We start from the raw sequence: 16,383 nt of genomic DNA, 5'->3' as shown, positions 1-16,383 counted from the left end.
ATGGCCACCAAGAGCAACGCCGAGATTATCAAGGACGGACTCTGGCTCAATAACCCGGCCCTGGTCCAGGTACTTGGCCTGTGCCCCCTGTTGGCGGTCACCAGCACCGTGGTCAACGCCATCGGCCTGGGGCTGGCAACCTTGCTGGTACTGATGGGCTCCAACCTGGCGGTTTCGCTGATCCGCAACTACGTCGGTGACTCGGTCCGGCTGCCCGCCTTTGTGATGATCATCGCCTCCTTCGTTACCTGCGCCGAGCTGTTAATGCAGGCCTTCACCTACGAGCTGTACCAGATCCTGGGCATTTTCATTCCGCTGATCGTGACCAACTGCGCCATTCTGGGCCGGGCGGATGCGTTCGCCTCCAAGAACCCGCCACTGCCCGCCCTGCTCGATGGCGCGATGATGGGACTGGGCTTTTTCTCGGTGCTGGTGGTACTCGGCGGACTGCGTGAGCTGGTGGGCCAGGGTACGCTGTTTACCGATATGGAGCTGCTGCTTGGCCCCATGGCCGCAGACTGGGGTATTCGCCCCCTTGAGAACTACCCGGATGTGCTGTTCATGATCCTGCCGCCCGGTGCGTTTGTTGGCCTTGGGCTGTTGATCGCCCTCAAGAACGGCATCGACAACCGCCTCAAGGCCCATCGGGCCGCACGCACCAAGGACACCGTGGTCACCGGCAGCAAGCGGGTGCGGGTGACCGGCAACGTGTCGTAACCCAGGCAGCCAGCAAGATGAACAAGCACAAACGCACAGAAATCTTCACCCGGTTGCGGAATGCCAACCCCAACCCCACCACCGAGCTGAATTACACCACGCCGTTTGAACTGCTGGTGGCGGTCATTCTCTCGGCACAGGCGACCGATGTGGGGGTCAACAAGGCGACGGACAAGCTGTTCCCGGTGGCCAATACGCCGGAGAGCATTCTCGCGCTCGGTGTCGACGGCCTCAAGCAGTACATCAAGACCATTGGCCTGTTCAACAGCAAGGCGGAAAACGTCATCAAGACCTGCGGGATGCTGATTGAACGGCACAACAGCCAGGTTCCGGATAGCCGGGAAGCGCTGGAGGCGCTGCCTGGGGTCGGTCGCAAGACCGCGAACGTGGTGCTGAACACCGCCTTTGGGCAACCGGCCATGGCCGTGGATACCCACATCTTCCGGGTCTCAAACCGCACCGGCATCGCCCCCGGCAAGAACGTGCTGGAGGTGGAAAAACGCCTGCTACGACTGGTGCCCAAAGAGTTTCTGCTGGATGCCCACCACTGGCTGATCCTGCACGGCCGCTACACCTGCACCGCACGTAAGCCCAAGTGTGGCGCCTGCCTGATCGAAGACCTGTGCGAGTTCAAACACAAACGGGATTACATGGAATAAAGCACCGACCGGCGCTCCCCCACCGGTCGGTCGCAAGTGGGATTAGCGCTGTCCCAGCATCTTCTCTTTCAAATCCTGCTGCGCGGGTTGCTCCGACAGCCAGATGCCAAACAGCGCTTTCTTGAAAGTCAAATCTCCGATGGACGCCCTGGCTGCACCGTTCTTCAACACCTGCACGCCCTCCGCCGGCAGATACACCAGATCGAAGACGTCACCTTCTTTGATTTCCTCGGCGAACACCTTGAGGAACGCGTCCACTTCGGCCTGGATTGCGGACAAGTCGCCACCGGTGGCGAGTTCAAAGCCTTCCAGGGTTGCCGAGGTCATCTTGTCGCTGGTGATCAGCCCGGAGATGATGTGCAGGGTAAGGGCCTGCGGCTCGTCGGCGTCGATGATGGCTTGGGCATCACTGCCCTTATGCGGGGTGTACAAACCGCCGACGTAAAGATCCATAAACCATTTGGAGCGGACCCCCGCGCCGTTCAGGGTCAACTCGGTTTCGTCGGCCGAATAGGTATCCGGTACATCGACACCGTCTACGGTCAGGGCGGCAGCAGGTGCGATGAGCACCGCTGACAACAATATGGAAGATAGTACTGTGGAAGCTAGTACCGTGGAAGATAGTACTGTTGAGAAGGCCTTGTTCATCGTTCTGTCCTTAATCGAATTGTTATAGGTTCTCTGAACCGCCGAAGGCTGACTTCCTGACCACCCTCGACCCGGTGATTGTAACAAGGCGACTCAAAACGCTGACGCAACCTGGTTCTCAAATGCAGCGCAATAAAAAACCGACCAGTCTCCTGGTCGGTTTTTTATTGCCAGCCGCCTGAGAAACGGCGGTTTGGTTATTTGAACAGCATGGTTCCGGACAAGCCTTCTTTTTCAAGAATTTCCCGCAACCGGCGCAAGGCCTCAACCTGAATCTGGCGAACCCGCTCCCGGGTCAGGCCTATCTCCTGACCCACTTCCTCCAACGTACTGGTAGGGTAGCCACGCAATCCGAAGCGTCGGGACAAAACCTCCTGCTGTTTGTCGCTGAGCTGATCCAGCCAGCTCTCAATGCAGGAACACATGTTGTTATCCTGAAGCAAATCGGCCGGATCCGAAGCACCCTCGTCTGCAACCGTATCCAGCAGCGACTTTTCGCCACTGCTACCGATGGGCGTGTCCACCGATGCCACCCGCTCGTTCAGCCCCAGCATGCGCTTAACATCGGAAACCGGCTTATCCACCATCCGCGCAATTTCCTCTGCGGAAGGTTCGTGATCCAATTTTTGGGTTAGCTCCCTGGCCGCACGCAGATACAGATTCAGTTCTTTCACCACGTGAATCGGCAGGCGAATGGTGCGGGTCTGGTTCATGATGGCCCGCTCAATGGTCTGACGAATCCACCAGGTGGCGTAAGTTGAAAAACGGAAGCCTCGTTCCGGATCAAATTTCTCAACGGCGCGGATCAGACCGAGATTACCCTCTTCGATCAGGTCCAGCAGGGTGAGGCCACGATTGACATAACGACGGGCGATTTTGACCACTAACCGGAGGTTGCTCTCGATCATCCGTTTGCGGCCTGACTCCTCGCCTTTACGGGCCAACCGGGCGAAGTACACTTCCTCTTCCGGCGTTAACAGTGGCGAGAAACCAATTTCATTGAGATAGAGCTGGGTTGCGTCCAGCTGTTTTTGGCTACCCAGGTATCGACCGTGGGTTGGAAAGTCTGTTTTGGTGCCTGTTTTGGTGTCTGGCTCGTTCTGAGTTGATGCCTTTTCGTCTGGCGATGTGGTCATCAGTTCTTCCTCAGCGTCCTCCGCTTCAGAATCGCGCTCGATGATGAGATCTTCATGTGCTACTGACATAATGCTAGCCCCGCCTTCAATGACCCTGTTTCCGCTTACTGGTTGTTGTTCTGTTAGTAAGCGCCTGCTGAAGTTTCGTTTTCTTGTTAGATCAGGAACATTTTGTCGGCTGGTCGTTTACGGACCACCCTGCATTTATCTGCGGTATTCTATGCGCCAGCGTCTCGCGACTACTGCTAGCGGGGGGGTAGGTATCGCGCGGGGTCGACCGGATTACCGTTCTTTCTAATCTCGAAGTGCAATTTTGGTCGATCTGCTCCGCTACTCCCCAACTCGGCGATGACTTGTCCGGCTTCGACATCCTCCCCTTCCTGCACCAGGATAGTTCGGTTGTGAGCATAAGCGCTGAGGTAATGCTCATTATGATTTACGATAATAAGATTTCCGTACCCAAGCAACCCACTTCCAGCATAAACGACACTACCTGCTGCAGCTGCCCGTATCCGGTCACCGGCATTGCCAGCGATGTCCAATCCTTTGTTAACCTTACCCGAGGTTGAAAATCCAGCAATTACGGTGCCAACGTGCGGCCAGTGCCATTGGATATTGGCGACGGTCTGCGACCGGCCAGGAGCTGGCGTGGACGTCGCGGGGCGTGGAACCACCGGTGCGGTTGCTGTGGTAGTGCCCCTGGAACTGTCCCTGGAACTATCCCTAGCACTATCCCTGGTACCGCCTCTGGCAGTGGCCCCGGTCGTTGCCGGCGGCGCGGTGCGCTCGGCCGTTTGGGCAGGCTGGCCCCGGTTACTGGAAGTAGTCTGCCCGCTGGATGTTACCGTTCCGCGAAGGTCCAACCTAAGCACCTGACCGGCCTGAATAGGGTACGGCGGCGCAATCCCGTTGGCATTGCCCAATTCCCGGTAGTCTCGTCCGTAACGCCAGGCAATGCTGTAGAGGGTTTCGCCCCGTTTAACGACGTGCTGGCCCCAATACACGGGCGGATTATAGGAAGCGTCCTGATAGATTGATGACGTATTACAGCCAGCGAGCGAGGACAGGAGGATGAGGAGCAGTCCGAGGCCCGCCGCCCGAACGCCCGTTGCCAATGCGGCAGATAAACCACAGCGGGACGTCCCCTCCCCGAAACAATGGCGGAAGGGAGCCTGGGCAATGGCAATCAGTCTAGGCCCCGAACACACAAATATAAAAACACCTTTAATATTTCTAATTAGTATAAAAAATACGGCGCCATCTAAACTACATCCAATAACTTACTAATTTATTGCACATTTCCTGGGCAAAACCAAGTTACACCCCATCACCTTTGTTACTTTAAGAAACAGCACAAAGGGCCAAATAGTAACATCTGGATCAGCCTCCCCAAGCTGAACCCTCAGGATTGCTGGGGACGGCCCAACCCGGCTTCCATCTTGCCCAGCCACTCTACCAAGAGCACCAGCGCAAAGCCCAGAATCGCACAGAGCAAAGCCAGTCCCCATTGGGAGGGTTCACCGGTCAGCTCTGCATACTGCAGCGGAGAAATACTGGCTTCGCTCAGAGGCACCTGCTCGCCGGCGCTATTGAGGCGCCAGCTGAGCGTTTCCTTCCAGGGCCAGACCTTGTTGAGGGCTCCCACCATAAACCCGGTGAGTACGGCCAGCACCAGGTCGTGATAGTGACGAATGGCCCAGGTCAGCACCCGGGCGATGGACAACAGGCCCGCCAGGCAACCCACCGCAAATAACCCCAGCGCCGCCAGTTCGGCTCCCTTGATGGCGGCGAGCAACGGCGCGTACATGCCGAGGATGACAAGGATGAAGCTGCCGGAGATGCCCGGCAAAATCATGGCGCAGATCGCCAAAGCTCCCGAACCAAAAAATACCAGACCGGTTGGCGAGGCCTGTCCCGCAGGCAAGGTCGTCACCCACCAGGCGAAGGCAATGCCGAACAGCAGCGGCACCAGCAGAATGCCTTCGAGATTTTGCACCTGGCGTGCCACATGCCAGACAGAAGCCACGATCAAGCCGAAGAAAAAACTCCAGAGCAGAATGGGATAGGCCACCAACAGGTAGCTGATGCCTGAGGCCAGTGTGGCGATGCTAATGACAATGCCCGCCAGCAGGGTCACCAGGAAGTTGCCGTCGCAGCGTGTCCAGAAGGCTTGGAACCGCCCTCTGAGCAAGTCACTGTATAGCGCGCCCGGCACCTCGCCGATGGCCGTCAGTAGACGGAAATAGATACCGGTGATGAATGCGATGGTGCCACCGGAAACTCCGGGAACGATGTCGGCAGCCCCCATCGCCACCCCGCGCAGGAACACCCCCAGCGGACGCTGATTGCGCTCACAGGAGCCCACGTCGGTCATCGGACCACCCCACCCAACAGCGGCACGAAGCGGACGGGTTCGATTTCAGTCGTGACAAACTGGTCTCCCTGTCGCACCACCCGGACCAGCATCTGGCGTGCCTCGCCGACCGGCGCCACCATAATTCCGCCATCGGCCAGTTGCGACATCAGCTCCCGGGATAACTCCTTCGGAGCCGCCGTCACAATGATGCCGTCAAAGGGGCCCTTCTCCACCCAGCCTATGCCGCCATCCGCGTGTTTCAGGATGGCGTTGCGCAGGGACAGCTTACGCAGTCGGTCCCGGGCCCGGTCCTGCAGGGGCTTGATCCGCTCCACGCTGAACACCTCGGCCACCAGTTTGGCGAGGATGGCGGTCTGATAGCCGGACCCGGTACCCAGCTCGAGCACCCGTTTGGGCGGCTCGGGTTGATGCTCAAGCAGGATTTCCGTCATTTTGGCAACGATATAGGGTTGCGACAGAGTCTGGCCGTAACCGATAGGCAACGCGGTGTCTTCATAGGCGCGGTGCGAAAGCGCCTCATCCAGGAAAATGTGACGGGGAACTTCCGTCATCACTTCCAGCACCCGTTCATTACGGATGCCATGATCTCGTAACCGCTGAACCAGCCGTAACCGGGTCCGACGGGATGTCATACCAATGCCCTGCAATTCCTCAACCATCAGCGCACCCCCTCAAGCCAGTCATTCAGGCTTGATAGCGCCTCGTGGCGCGTCATATCAACATGCACCGGGGTAATGGAAACATATCCCTGCCGAATGGCCTCAAAATCCGTACCCTCTCCGGCGTCTCCGCCCTCTCCGGCCGCGCCGATCCAATAACGGGGCTTACCGCGGGGACAGGTCATTGGCACCGCACCCTCAGCGGTGGTCCGATGGCCCAGGCGGGTAACCCGGAAACCGGCCAGCTCAGTCCACGGCAGATCCGGAACGTTGACGTTCAAGATACAGCGCGGCCCCAGCGCCAGCGGTTTATCCTGCTGCAACAGCAACCGTACCACCCGGGCCGCGGTGTCGTAATGGAAGTGGCCAGCGTTGGCCAGAGACACCGCAATGGCGGGCAGACCCAGGTGGCGCCCTTCCGTTGCCGCGGCAACCGTGCCCGAGTAGATAACGTCGTCACCCAGATTGGCGTGGGTGTTGATTCCGGATATTACCCGGTCGAAACTCTGCTCGAACAGGCCATTGACCGCCAGGTGGACACAGTCCGTCGGCGTCCCATCCACCGAACGGAAGCCATTGGAAAGCTGCTCGACGGTCAGGGGGCGATTGAGGGTCAGGGCATTGCTGGCCCCGCTGTGGTCTCGATCCGGTGCAACCACCTCCAGGTCGCCCATGCCCTCCAACCCTTCATAAAGAGCCAGAAGCCCGGGCGAGTGAACGCCGTCATCGTTGGACAACAGAATACGCACGATTTTCTCCGCTAGCCTTCAACCAGCGCCATCGGCCGGTTGCGGATTATTGTTTAGGGGCCTCGGAATAACTCCGGATCATCTCTGGCACTCAGAGGCTCCTTTATAGTCGCCGACAAGATCGATGCTTGCCGATCAGGTTCCGAATATCCCGGAGGCCAATGGCCAACCGGGAACTTCCTATAATATGCCCTGTTTACTGACCTTCCGCGAGCCCCGAAGTCGCGTCGGAATCCTGCAACTGAAACACATTGCCCAGCAGCGTGGTGGCATACTGTCCGGGCGCCAGCTGAAACTTCAGGGTCAGGCGCGTAGGTTCGGGCCAGTGCCAGGAGAACCGACTTGGCCGGAGCACCAGATCCCGTCGTTCCGGCTTCATGCGGGTGTCGGAGAATACCTGCTCCAACTCCGGGTGCTCCGCGACCACCGCTCGCTCCAACAACGCCTGCTCGCCGCCGGCGGAGGTTCCGCCGTCGCCCCAGAGTGGCCCAGTCACGGCTCCAGGCACCGGCTCGCCCGGCAAGGCAGCAAGCCAGCTGTCCTGCTCAACCCGGCGCGCCAGCACCTGATTGAACAACCAGGAGCGGGCGGCCGAAAAATACAATCCCTGGCGGTGATGGTCCCGCCCCTTGCGCCGGCCACGCCGATGACGCTGGGGGTCTAGCCTGATCGCCCGCTCCAGGTTACTGCCGCCGCGACCAAAACGCTGTGCGCCATAGTAATTCGGACAGCCCTGAGCGGCCACCTGCGCCAGCGCCGTGTCGATGTGTTGAGGGTCTCCCACCACATCGAGTAGCGTGATCTCAAAGAAGTTACCTCGATGTTCGCCCCGGCGCAGTTTCTTTACGTAACGATGCGCCCCGAGCAACGTCCAATGCCCGGCCACCTCGGCGAGAAAGGCCGGGTCATCCGCCTCCCGGCCGGGCCGGTAGACGCTGAACCACTGGCGGGTGACGGCATGACGATCCTTCAGCCCGCAGAAACCGATGTCCTGATCCCGGCACCCCGCCAGGCGAGCCAGTTGTCGAGCAACAAACTCGGTGTTATCGCCAACCTTCTCCAACCGAAGGCACAGGTGCTCACCCGCACCGCCGACCTCACGTTCCGCGGCCCGGTTCTGCTCGGGGAAACCGGGTAGCCCCAGGTCTTCATCGACGAAAAAGGTGCTTGGGGCCGCCTTCAGGACCGCACTCGCCACCCGACCAGGCACCGCCGGCCATTCCAACTGCCAAGAACGCTGCGCCTCGGTCATGACTGGCACGCCTCGAGCAGGCAAATGGCCTGACAGGCGATACCTTCCTTGCGGCCGGTAAAACCCAGTTTTTCGGTCGTGGTCGCCTTGACACTGACACAGCCCATCTCCAGGGCCAGATCCGCTGCGATGTTTTGCCGCATGGCGGTTACGTGCGGTGCCATCTTGGGGGCCTGTGCAATGACGGTGGCATCTACATTCACCACCCGATACCCTGCCCCGCTAACCCGGGCCATCACCGTGCGCAATAATTCCCGGCTGTCGGCGCCGGCCCATTCATCACTGGTATCTGGAAACAGGTGCCCGATATCCCCCAACGCGACGGCGCCGAGCAACGCATCGGCCAGCGCGTGCAGCAGCACATCGCCATCGGAATGCGCCTTGAGCCCAAGCTCATAGGGAATGGTGACCCCGCCCAATATAACGTGGTCGCCTTCGCAGAACGCGTGGACGTCATAACCCTGCCCAATCCGCATGTCGCTCTCCTGATTCAATGACTGTGATCGTTACGGTCAAGCTGCCCGAGAATGAATTCCGCCAGGGCCAGATCGGCGGGCACCGTGATCTTGATGTTGTCCGGACGCCCCTCCACCACTTGCGGCGTGCTGCCGGCCATTTCCATGGCGGAGGCCTCGTCAGTCACAGGCTGGTGGTTGGCCTCGGCCTGGCGCAGCGCTCGGCTCAAAGCCTCGTAGCGGAACATTTGGGGGGTGAGAGCCCGCCACAGGCCACTGCGGTCCTCGGTTCCGTCTACGTTTGTCCCGCCACGGCGAACCCGCTTCAGGGTATCGGTGACCGGGGCCGCCAACAGCCCGCCGGTAGGGTGGTCCGCCAGCGACGACAGCAGGCGGTGGAGGTCCTCGCGACTGACACAGGGGCGTGCCACATCGTGTACCAGCACCCAGTCCCCGGCATCAGCCCGGCCGCTCAACGCCTGCAACGCGGCCTGCACCGAATCGGCCCGTTCCCGCCCACCGGTGCAGCTGGAAACCCGACGGTCCCCGCTGGTCTCCGTATTGGCCCAGCACTCATCGTCTGGATGCAGCGCGATCATACATCCGGCAAAGTCGGCACAGTCTACAAAATTGGCAAAGGCGAGCAATCGGGAAACGGTAATGTCGAGGATGTAACGGCCCCGGATGCGGAGGTACTGCTTCGGACAGCCGGCCTGCATGCGTTGACCGATACCGGCGGCTGGAATCACCAGCCAAAAACGAGGCTTATTCATAGGAGGGTTCAAGATCTGTGCGACCGGCAGTGACGTCGGGAAAGTCCGGGATTCAGGGCTCCACCACCAGGTAGAAGGTTTCGTCTTGTCGAATCAGACCCAGATTCATCCGCGCCCGCTCTTCAATCGCTCCCTGCTCGCTGCGCAGGTTGCGAACCTCTGCGTACAGCTGCTCGTTGCGGGCCGCCAGGGTCGCGTTTTCGGCAAGCTGCTCGGCGATGGCTTCCCGAAGGCTCCAGACCTGCGCAAAGCTGCCCTCACCAACCCACAGGCGCACCTGTAGCAGGAGAATCAGCACGATCATGACAGACCACAAAACCTTCATGGCAAATCTCTTGGATTTTCCCGGTCCAGAGCATGGACAAAGGCTGCCGCATCCCGGAGTTTAACCTCCAAAAATAAACAGCAGCCTCACGAGTCTAGCCCAGCCTGCTCAGCTGGGCGAAATTTCGAACTTAACCCTGACCTTTGATTTCACTCAAACCACGGTAGGGCGCTGCGGCGCCAAGTTCGCCTTCAATCCGCAGCAACTGGTTGTACTTGGCGACGCGGTCAGACCGGCACAGGGACCCGGTCTTGATCTGGCCGGCACAGGTTGCAACCGCCAGGTCAGCGATGGTGGTATCTTCAGTTTCACCGGAGCGATGGGAGATCACCGCGGTGTAACCGGCGTCCTGGGCCATCTTGATGGCGTCCAGTGTCTCGCTCAGGCTACCGATCTGATTGAACTTGATCAGGATTGAGTTGGCAATGTCCTTATCGATACCCTGCTTGAGAATTTTGGTGTTGGTCACAAACAGGTCGTCGCCTACCAGCTGAACCTTGTCACCCAGCTTCTCGGTGAGTACCTTCCAGCCGTCCCAGTCGCTCTCGTCCATGCCGTCTTCGATGGACACAATCGGGTAACGCTCGCACAGACCGGCCAGGTAATCGGCGAATCCGGCAGAATCAAAGGTCTTGCCTTCGCCGGACAGCTGGTACTGGCCGTCTTTGTAAAACTCGGAGGACGCGCAATCCAGCGCCAGGGTCACGTCCTTGCCCAATTCGTAACCAGCCTGCTCCACCGCTTCCTTGATGGCGGCCAGGGCCGCTTCGTTGGATGGCAGATTCGGCGCAAAGCCACCTTCGTCACCCACGGCGGTATTCAGGCCCTGAGCCTTGAGCACTTTCTTCAGACTGTGGAAGATTTCAGCACCGACACGCAGAGCCTCGGCGAAACTTTCGACAGCCACGGGCTGAACCATGAACTCCTGAATGTCGACGTTGTTGTCGGCGTGCTCGCCACCGTTGAGAATGTTCATCATCGGTACCGGCATGCTGAACTTGCCGGCAGAGCCGTTGAGCTCGGCAATATGCTCATACAACGGCTTGCCCAGGGACGCCGCAGCGGCCTTGGCGGCAGCCAGGGACACGGCCAGGATGGCGTTCGCGCCAAAGTTGGCCTTGTTCTCGGTGCCGTCCAGCTCCAGCATGATGTTATCCAGACCACGCTGATCGGCCGCATCTTTGCCCACCAGGGCTTCGCGAATGGTGCCGTTCACCGCGGCAACCGCCTTGGTCACCCCCTTGCCCAGGTAACGGCTGGCGTCCTGGTCACGCAGCTCAAGGGCTTCGCGGGAGCCAGTGGAGGCGCCAGACGGGGCACAAGCCCGACCCAGTGTGCCATCCTGCAGGATGACATCGGCCTCAACAGTCGGATTCCCGCGGGAATCCAGCACTTCACGGGCTTTGATGTTGGCAATTGTGGTCATGCGTTTATCTCTCCAACGTTGTCAGTTCGGTTCATAAGCACTAAGAATTATTTCGGCGACACCGGTCAGGCGGTGTCGATGGCCGGGAAGCCCTTGACCAGATCATCCATTGCCTTGACCTGGGTCAGGAACGGCTCCAGCTGACTCAACCGCAAGGCACAGGGACCATCGCACCGGGCCTGGTCCGGATCGGGATGGGCTTCGAGAAACAGTCCCGCCAGCCCCTGGGATATTCCGGCCTTGGCCAGATCGGTGACCTGGGCGCGGCGACCGCCGGCGGAATCTGCGCGTCCGCCTGGCATCTGCAAGGCATGGGTGACGTCGAAGAACACCGGCACATTCAAGGCCTTCATGATGCCGAAGCCCAGCATGTCCACCACCAGGTTGTTATAGCCGAAGCTGGTGCCGCGCTCGCAGAGGATCACCCGGTCGTTGCCGGCTTCCTCGCACTTGCGAATGATGTGGGACATCTCCTGAGGCGCCAGGAACTGGGCTTTCTTGATATTGATCACCGCGCCAGTTTTGGCCATCGCCACCACCAAATCGGTCTGGCGGCTCAAGAAGGCAGGCAGCTGAATGATGTCACAGACCTCTGCCGCCGGTGCGGCCTGATCCGGTTCGTGAACATCGGAAATGATCGGCACATCGAACCGGCTCTTGATGTCGGCGAGGATCTTCAGTCCTTCGTCCAGGCCTGGGCCACGGAAAGAATTGATCGAGGAACGATTGGCCTTGTCGAAAGAGGCCTTGAAGACGTAGGGAATGCCGAGTTTGCGGGTGACCTCGACATAGGCTTGCGCCACCTCAAAGGCGAGTTCCCGGGATTCCAGCACGTTCATGCCGCCGAACAGCACGAAGGGCTTATCATTGGCAATGGCGATGTCCGCAACACTTACTTGTTTCTGTGCCATGAAGGTCTGCTCCTTTCTGATTCCGGCGCCCTAACCCAAAACGCCGACGCGGTCACCCACGTCGGCGTCAACCCTTATGCGCTCAACCTTTGTGGCGAGCCAAGGCCGCCTCGACAAAGCCTTTGAACAGCGGGTGGCCATCGCGGGGCGTTGAGGTGAATTCCGGGTGGAACTGACAGGCCACAAACCATGGATGGTCGGGCACCTCCACCACTTCGACCAGGGCACCGTCGGTGGACCGTCCGGCAATGCGCAGACCGGCTGTCTCCAACGAGGGCAGGAAATGGTTATTCACCTCGTAGCGGTGACGATGGCGCTCGCGCACGACCTTCTTGCCGTAGCAGGCAGAGATAGTGGAGCCCTCGGTCAGCACACAGTCCTGAGCCCCCAGACGCATGGTGCCGCCCAGATCAGAATTGGTGGTGCGTTCTTCCCGCTCACCACTGGCGTCCAGCCACTCGGTGATCAGGCCGACCACCGGGGTCGGCGTGTGCTCACGAAACTCGGTGCTGTGGGCGTCGGACAAGCCGGCCACGTTACGGGCGTATTCAATCACCGCAACCTGCATACCCAGGCAAATACCCAGATAAGGCACTTTGTTTTCACGGGCGTATTGAACCGTACGAATCTTGCCCTCGACGCCGCGTTCGCCGAAGCCGCCGGGCACCAGAATCGCGTCGGCGGATTCCAGCGCGCCGGTGCCGTCGCGCTCGATGTCTTCGGAGTCGATGTAATTGATGTTGACCTTGGTCCGGGTCTTGATGCCGGCATGGAGCAGCGATTCGATGAGGGACTTATAGGCGTCCAGCAGCTCCATGTACTTGCCGACCATGGCGATGGTGACTTCATGCTGCGGATTGAGCTGGGAATCGACCACCTCGTCCCATTCGCCCAGATCGGCATCGCCCGCCTCCAGGTTGAACCGGTCGATGATCAGTTGGTCCAGGCCATGCTCATGGAGCATACGCGGAATGGCGTAGATGGTCTTGGCATCCTGCAACGGAATAACTGCCCGCTCTTCCACGTTGGTGAACAAGGCGATCTTGCGACGGGAACTGACATCCACTTCGTGCTCGGAACGGCACAGCAGGATATCGGGCTGCAGACCAATGGAACGCATTTCCTTCACCGAGTGCTGGGTCGGTTTGGTTTTCACCTCTCCGGCCGTCGCAATATAGGGCACCAGGGTGAGATGCATGAACAGGGCGCGCTGGGAACCGACTTCCACCTTAAGCTGACGAGTAGCTTCCAGGAACGGCAGGGACTCGATGTCACCCACGGTGCCGCCAATCTCAACCAGAGCCACATCGGCTCCGGCGGCTCCTTCTACCACACGGCGTTTGATCTCATCGGTAATGTGCGGAATCACCTGGACAGTGCCACCCAGGTAGTCGCCACGGCGCTCCTTGCGGATGACCTCTTCGTAGACGCGACCGCTGGTAAAGTTATTGCGGCGGGTCATCGGAGTGCGAATAAAGCGCTCATAATGGCCAAGGTCAAGATCCGTCTCGGCGCCGTCTTCGGTGACAAACACCTCGCCGTGCTGAAAGGGGCTCATGGTGCCGGGGTCGACGTTGATGTATGGGTCCAGCTTGAGGATAGTGACCTTAAGGCCGCGTGCTTCCAGGATTGCGGCCAACGAGGCGGACGCAATACCTTTCCCCAAGGAGGACACAACACCGCCGGTGACGAAAATATAACGCGTCATGCAGATTCCGTGTGATTTATCTGGTTCGGTGAAGGAGGGAGATTGTCATCTCAAGATGGGACGCCAGACTACCAGAACCGCCCTGTGTTCTCAATCACAATCCCGCTCCACAACGATCTGCCAGCCACTCTCGGGAACGGCTCCACAGAACCGGGGAGACAACCAGAGGCAACCGATGCCGACCAACTCATCCCGCTCGTAGAAAAGCGGTAACCGCGCCCGCTGCCAGGGCGGTATCGCCTGTTCCTGCAACCAGGTTTTCAGGGACTTCGAGGGGCCACCGGAGGTTGGCCGGAAGCGCTCGCCACCCTGACGAAGGCCTACCCGGATTTTCGGTATTTGCTTACACCCGGCATCGACCCGATGCAGAGTGATTCGCAGTGCATCCCAGCGGACCGACTCACCCGGCTTCAGGCAATCCACGGCCGCCGGCATTTCGGCCCGATCGGCCACCAGATGGAGCCGCCCACGAAACCGCCTGACCACGAAACCATCCCCGCGCAACTCCGGTGCCCGGTCTCGCCCGGCAGCCATAAAATCCGCCACCACGGCAGACCAGTCCTTCAACTCGGGCACTCGATACCCGGCCCGGGCTATCCACCAGCGTAGCAGGTTTTTTTGCTCAGACCGGGAAAGGGATGCCAGCTTGTCCACCACCAGGCCCCCCTCCTTCGTGCCCACCGAGGCGAAGTGCAACCGCGCCAGGGACTCGGACAGCTCGGCGGCTTCCCGGCAGGCGGTGGCGGAGGCGTCAAGCCGGGCCAACAGGGTGGGCCATCGGCGCTTGAGCGTGGGCAGGATGGCATGACGGAGGAAATTACGGTCAAAACGCTGGTCGGTATTGCTCGGATCATCGCTCCAGCGGATGCCGGCAGCTTCGCCCCAGACCCGCAACTGGGCACGGTCAATTTGGAGGAACGGTCGCACCAGCCAGCCCCGCCCCAGCGGTCTACGTGCCGGCATACCCGCCAGACCTGCTACACCGGACCCCCGTAGCAGGCGAAACAGCACCGTTTCCGCCTGGTCGTCCCGGTGGTGGGCCATCAGCAGCACGCCGCCGCCAGCGAGCAGCTGTTCGAACACTCGATAACGCGCATCGCGGGCGGCTTCTTCCAGGCCACCCGCCCCCGCTTTTCCGTGGGCGACCGACACTGGCCGACTCACGAATCCAACGCCAAGCGCCTCACATTGCCGCCGGCACAGAGCTTCGGTTTCGCTGGCATTGACCTGCAACTGATGATTGACGTGAACGGCGGTGAGCTGGGCGGAGGGCGGCAGGCAGTGTGCGGCCACATGCAGCAACACGGTGGAATCGAGCCCACCGCTGAGGGCAATGAATACTGGCGACTCGGCCTGACAAGCCATCACCGGGGTGGTCAGGACGTCAGGCCAAGAGAAATCTGCGGGGCGGACTTTACCGCCCCGTGTCATAGCGTGTCAGGCGCTCGTAGCGACGAGCCACCAACTCATCGGTCGGTAGCCGCTGCAATTCATCCACGCCACTGACCAATGCCGCCTTGAGTGAGACGGCCATGTCTTCTGGACTGCGATGTGCTCCGCCCAGTGGCTCCGGAATGACGTTGTCCGCCAACCCAAGATCCTTGAGCCGATCGGCCGTCACTCCCATGGCTTCGGCGGCCTGGGCCGCGTACTCCGCGCTCTTCCAGAGGATAGAAGCACAACCTTCTGGCGAAATGACCGCATAGGTGGAGTACTGCAGCATATAGAGGTGATCGCAGACGCCAATGGCCAGCGCCCCGCCGGAGCCGCCCTCGCCAATCACCGTAGAAATGACCGGGGTCTTGAGCCGGGACATGACAGCCAGGTTGTAGGCGATGGCCTCACTCTGGCCTCGCTCCTCGGCGCCGATGCCCGGGTAGGCCCCCGGCGTGTCGATAAAGGTCAGGATTGGCATGTTGAAACGTTCGGCCATTTCCATCAGTCGCAGGGCCTTGCGATAGCCTTCCGGGCGCGGCATGCCGAAATTGCGCTTGACCTTGTCGCGCACTTCCCGCCCCTTCTGGTGACCAATCACCATCACCGGTTTACCGTCAAGCCGAGCCGTGCCGCCAATAATGGACAGGTCGTCGGCGTATTTCCGATCGCCGTGGAATTCGTCGAAATCGTCGAACATCAGGTCGATGTAGTCCTGGGTATAGGGGCGGCGCGGATGGCGGGCCAAGCGGGCAATATCCCAGGGTTGCAGGTCGGAGAAGATGCTCTCGGTGAGACTCGTACTCTTGCTCTTGAGCCGGTTGATCTCATCATTGATGTTGATATCGGTGTCGTTCCCCACCATCCGAAGCTCTTCGATCTTGGCTTCGAGATCGGCGATTGGCTGTTCAAAGTCCAGATAATTCGGATTCATGACGTTCCATCATAGTGTTAGTGAGCGAGGAGCCCTGGCCACCGTCAGTACACGCCACTCCTGTGGCGCCGCAGGCCTGACCGCAAGCCGCGGGCTCTCTCCATAGCAGAATTTCGGCTAACGATAGCAGCGCTTCGCCAGAGGCTAAAGCGGACATTGGTATAAGTCGGTGCAAAAATCCCGAATAGCAAGGAGCCTCGGAATTACTCCGGCGCCTTAA

The 16,383-nt window shown here is 59.9% G+C and carries 17 protein-coding genes; 2 read left to right on the top strand and 15 right to left on the bottom strand.

All coding sequences use genetic code 11. The annotated features are described in order from the left end of the window. Nucleotides 1–717 (top strand): electron transport complex subunit E, encoded by a 717-nt coding sequence (locus N6L25_RS15175; protein WP_271981910.1) that lies wholly within the window; start codon nt 1–3, stop codon nt 715–717. Between the two features lie 17 nt (nt 718–734). After that, on the top strand, nt 735–1,376 hold the full coding sequence (gene nth, locus N6L25_RS15170) for an endonuclease III (RefSeq protein WP_271981908.1): 642 nt from the start codon (nt 735–737) through the stop codon (nt 1,374–1,376). Between the two features lie 42 nt (nt 1,377–1,418). Here nth and N6L25_RS15165 read toward each other — a convergent pair whose 3' ends face one another. The 15 genes from N6L25_RS15165 to accA form a co-directional block, all read right to left on the bottom strand. Beyond that, the gene (locus tag N6L25_RS15165; protein ID WP_271981906.1) at nt 1,419–1,946 is read right to left on the bottom strand and encodes a chalcone isomerase family protein; all 528 of its coding nucleotides are present in this window, start codon (nt 1,944–1,946) and stop codon (nt 1,419–1,421) included. 275 nt (nt 1,947–2,221) lie between these two features. Next, entirely contained in the window at nt 2,222–3,229 is a 1,008-nt protein-coding gene (gene rpoS, locus N6L25_RS15160; protein WP_271981904.1) for an RNA polymerase sigma factor RpoS, read from the bottom strand. 176 nt (nt 3,230–3,405) lie between these two features. Beyond that, nucleotides 3,406–4,275, bottom strand: a complete 870-nt coding sequence (locus tag N6L25_RS15155) for a peptidoglycan DD-metalloendopeptidase family protein (RefSeq protein WP_442915258.1) — start codon at nt 4,273–4,275, stop codon at nt 3,406–3,408. A gap of 287 nt (nt 4,276–4,562) precedes the next feature. After that, complete coding sequence (locus N6L25_RS15150; RefSeq protein ID WP_271981901.1) at nt 4,563–5,534, bottom strand: DUF368 domain-containing protein; 972 nt, start codon at nt 5,532–5,534, stop codon at nt 4,563–4,565. Beyond that, nucleotides 5,531–6,196 (bottom strand): protein-L-isoaspartate(D-aspartate) O-methyltransferase, encoded by a 666-nt coding sequence (locus N6L25_RS15145; RefSeq protein ID WP_271981899.1) that lies wholly within the window; start codon nt 6,194–6,196, stop codon nt 5,531–5,533. The genes N6L25_RS15150 and N6L25_RS15145 overlap by 4 nt, the downstream gene beginning before the upstream one ends. Beyond that, nucleotides 6,196–6,945, bottom strand: a complete 750-nt coding sequence (gene surE, locus N6L25_RS15140) for a 5'/3'-nucleotidase SurE (RefSeq protein ID WP_271981897.1) — start codon at nt 6,943–6,945, stop codon at nt 6,196–6,198. The genes N6L25_RS15145 and surE overlap by 1 nt, the downstream gene beginning before the upstream one ends. A gap of 196 nt (nt 6,946–7,141) precedes the next feature. Beyond that, entirely contained in the window at nt 7,142–8,197 is a 1,056-nt protein-coding gene (gene truD / locus N6L25_RS15135) for a tRNA pseudouridine(13) synthase TruD (protein WP_271981895.1), read from the bottom strand. Beyond that, complete coding sequence (ispF, locus tag N6L25_RS15130; protein WP_271981893.1) at nt 8,194–8,673, bottom strand: 2-C-methyl-D-erythritol 2,4-cyclodiphosphate synthase; 480 nt, start codon at nt 8,671–8,673, stop codon at nt 8,194–8,196. Before ispF ends, truD begins: the two co-directional genes overlap by 4 nt. 14 nt (nt 8,674–8,687) lie before the next feature. After that, on the bottom strand, nt 8,688–9,425 hold the full coding sequence (ispD, locus tag N6L25_RS15125; RefSeq protein ID WP_271981892.1) for a 2-C-methyl-D-erythritol 4-phosphate cytidylyltransferase: 738 nt from the start codon (nt 9,423–9,425) through the stop codon (nt 8,688–8,690). A 52-nt stretch (nt 9,426–9,477) separates the two neighbouring features. Continuing rightward, nucleotides 9,478–9,750, bottom strand: a complete 273-nt coding sequence (gene ftsB, locus N6L25_RS15120) for a cell division protein FtsB (protein ID WP_271981890.1) — start codon at nt 9,748–9,750, stop codon at nt 9,478–9,480. A gap of 130 nt (nt 9,751–9,880) precedes the next feature. Further along, nucleotides 9,881–11,176 carry a phosphopyruvate hydratase gene (gene eno / locus N6L25_RS15115; protein WP_271981888.1) on the bottom strand — a complete coding sequence of 432 codons (1,296 nt, stop codon included), beginning with the start codon at nt 11,174–11,176 and terminating at the stop codon, nt 9,881–9,883. Between the two features lie 65 nt (nt 11,177–11,241). After that, nucleotides 11,242–12,087, bottom strand: coding sequence for a 3-deoxy-8-phosphooctulonate synthase (gene kdsA, locus N6L25_RS15110; RefSeq protein ID WP_271981886.1), 846 nt, complete (start codon nt 12,085–12,087; stop codon nt 11,242–11,244). An 82-nt stretch (nt 12,088–12,169) separates the two neighbouring features. Beyond that, nucleotides 12,170–13,795 (bottom strand): CTP synthase, encoded by a 1,626-nt coding sequence (locus N6L25_RS15105; RefSeq protein ID WP_271981884.1) that lies wholly within the window; start codon nt 13,793–13,795, stop codon nt 12,170–12,172. A gap of 90 nt (nt 13,796–13,885) precedes the next feature. Then, nucleotides 13,886–15,160 (bottom strand): tRNA lysidine(34) synthetase TilS, encoded by a 1,275-nt coding sequence (gene tilS / locus N6L25_RS15100; protein ID WP_271981882.1) that lies wholly within the window; start codon nt 15,158–15,160, stop codon nt 13,886–13,888. Between the two features lie 49 nt (nt 15,161–15,209). Then, entirely contained in the window at nt 15,210–16,163 is a 954-nt protein-coding gene (gene accA, locus N6L25_RS15095) for an acetyl-CoA carboxylase carboxyl transferase subunit alpha (RefSeq protein WP_271981880.1), read from the bottom strand. Nucleotides 16,164–16,383: the final 220 nt, after the last annotated feature.

It is taken from the genome of Marinobacter sp. SS21, assembly GCF_028369065.1.
GTDB lineage: Bacteria > Pseudomonadota > Gammaproteobacteria > Pseudomonadales > Oleiphilaceae > Marinobacter.
The sequence above is the reverse complement of the archived record's forward strand: the minus strand, read 5'-3'. Positions and strand labels throughout refer to the sequence as shown.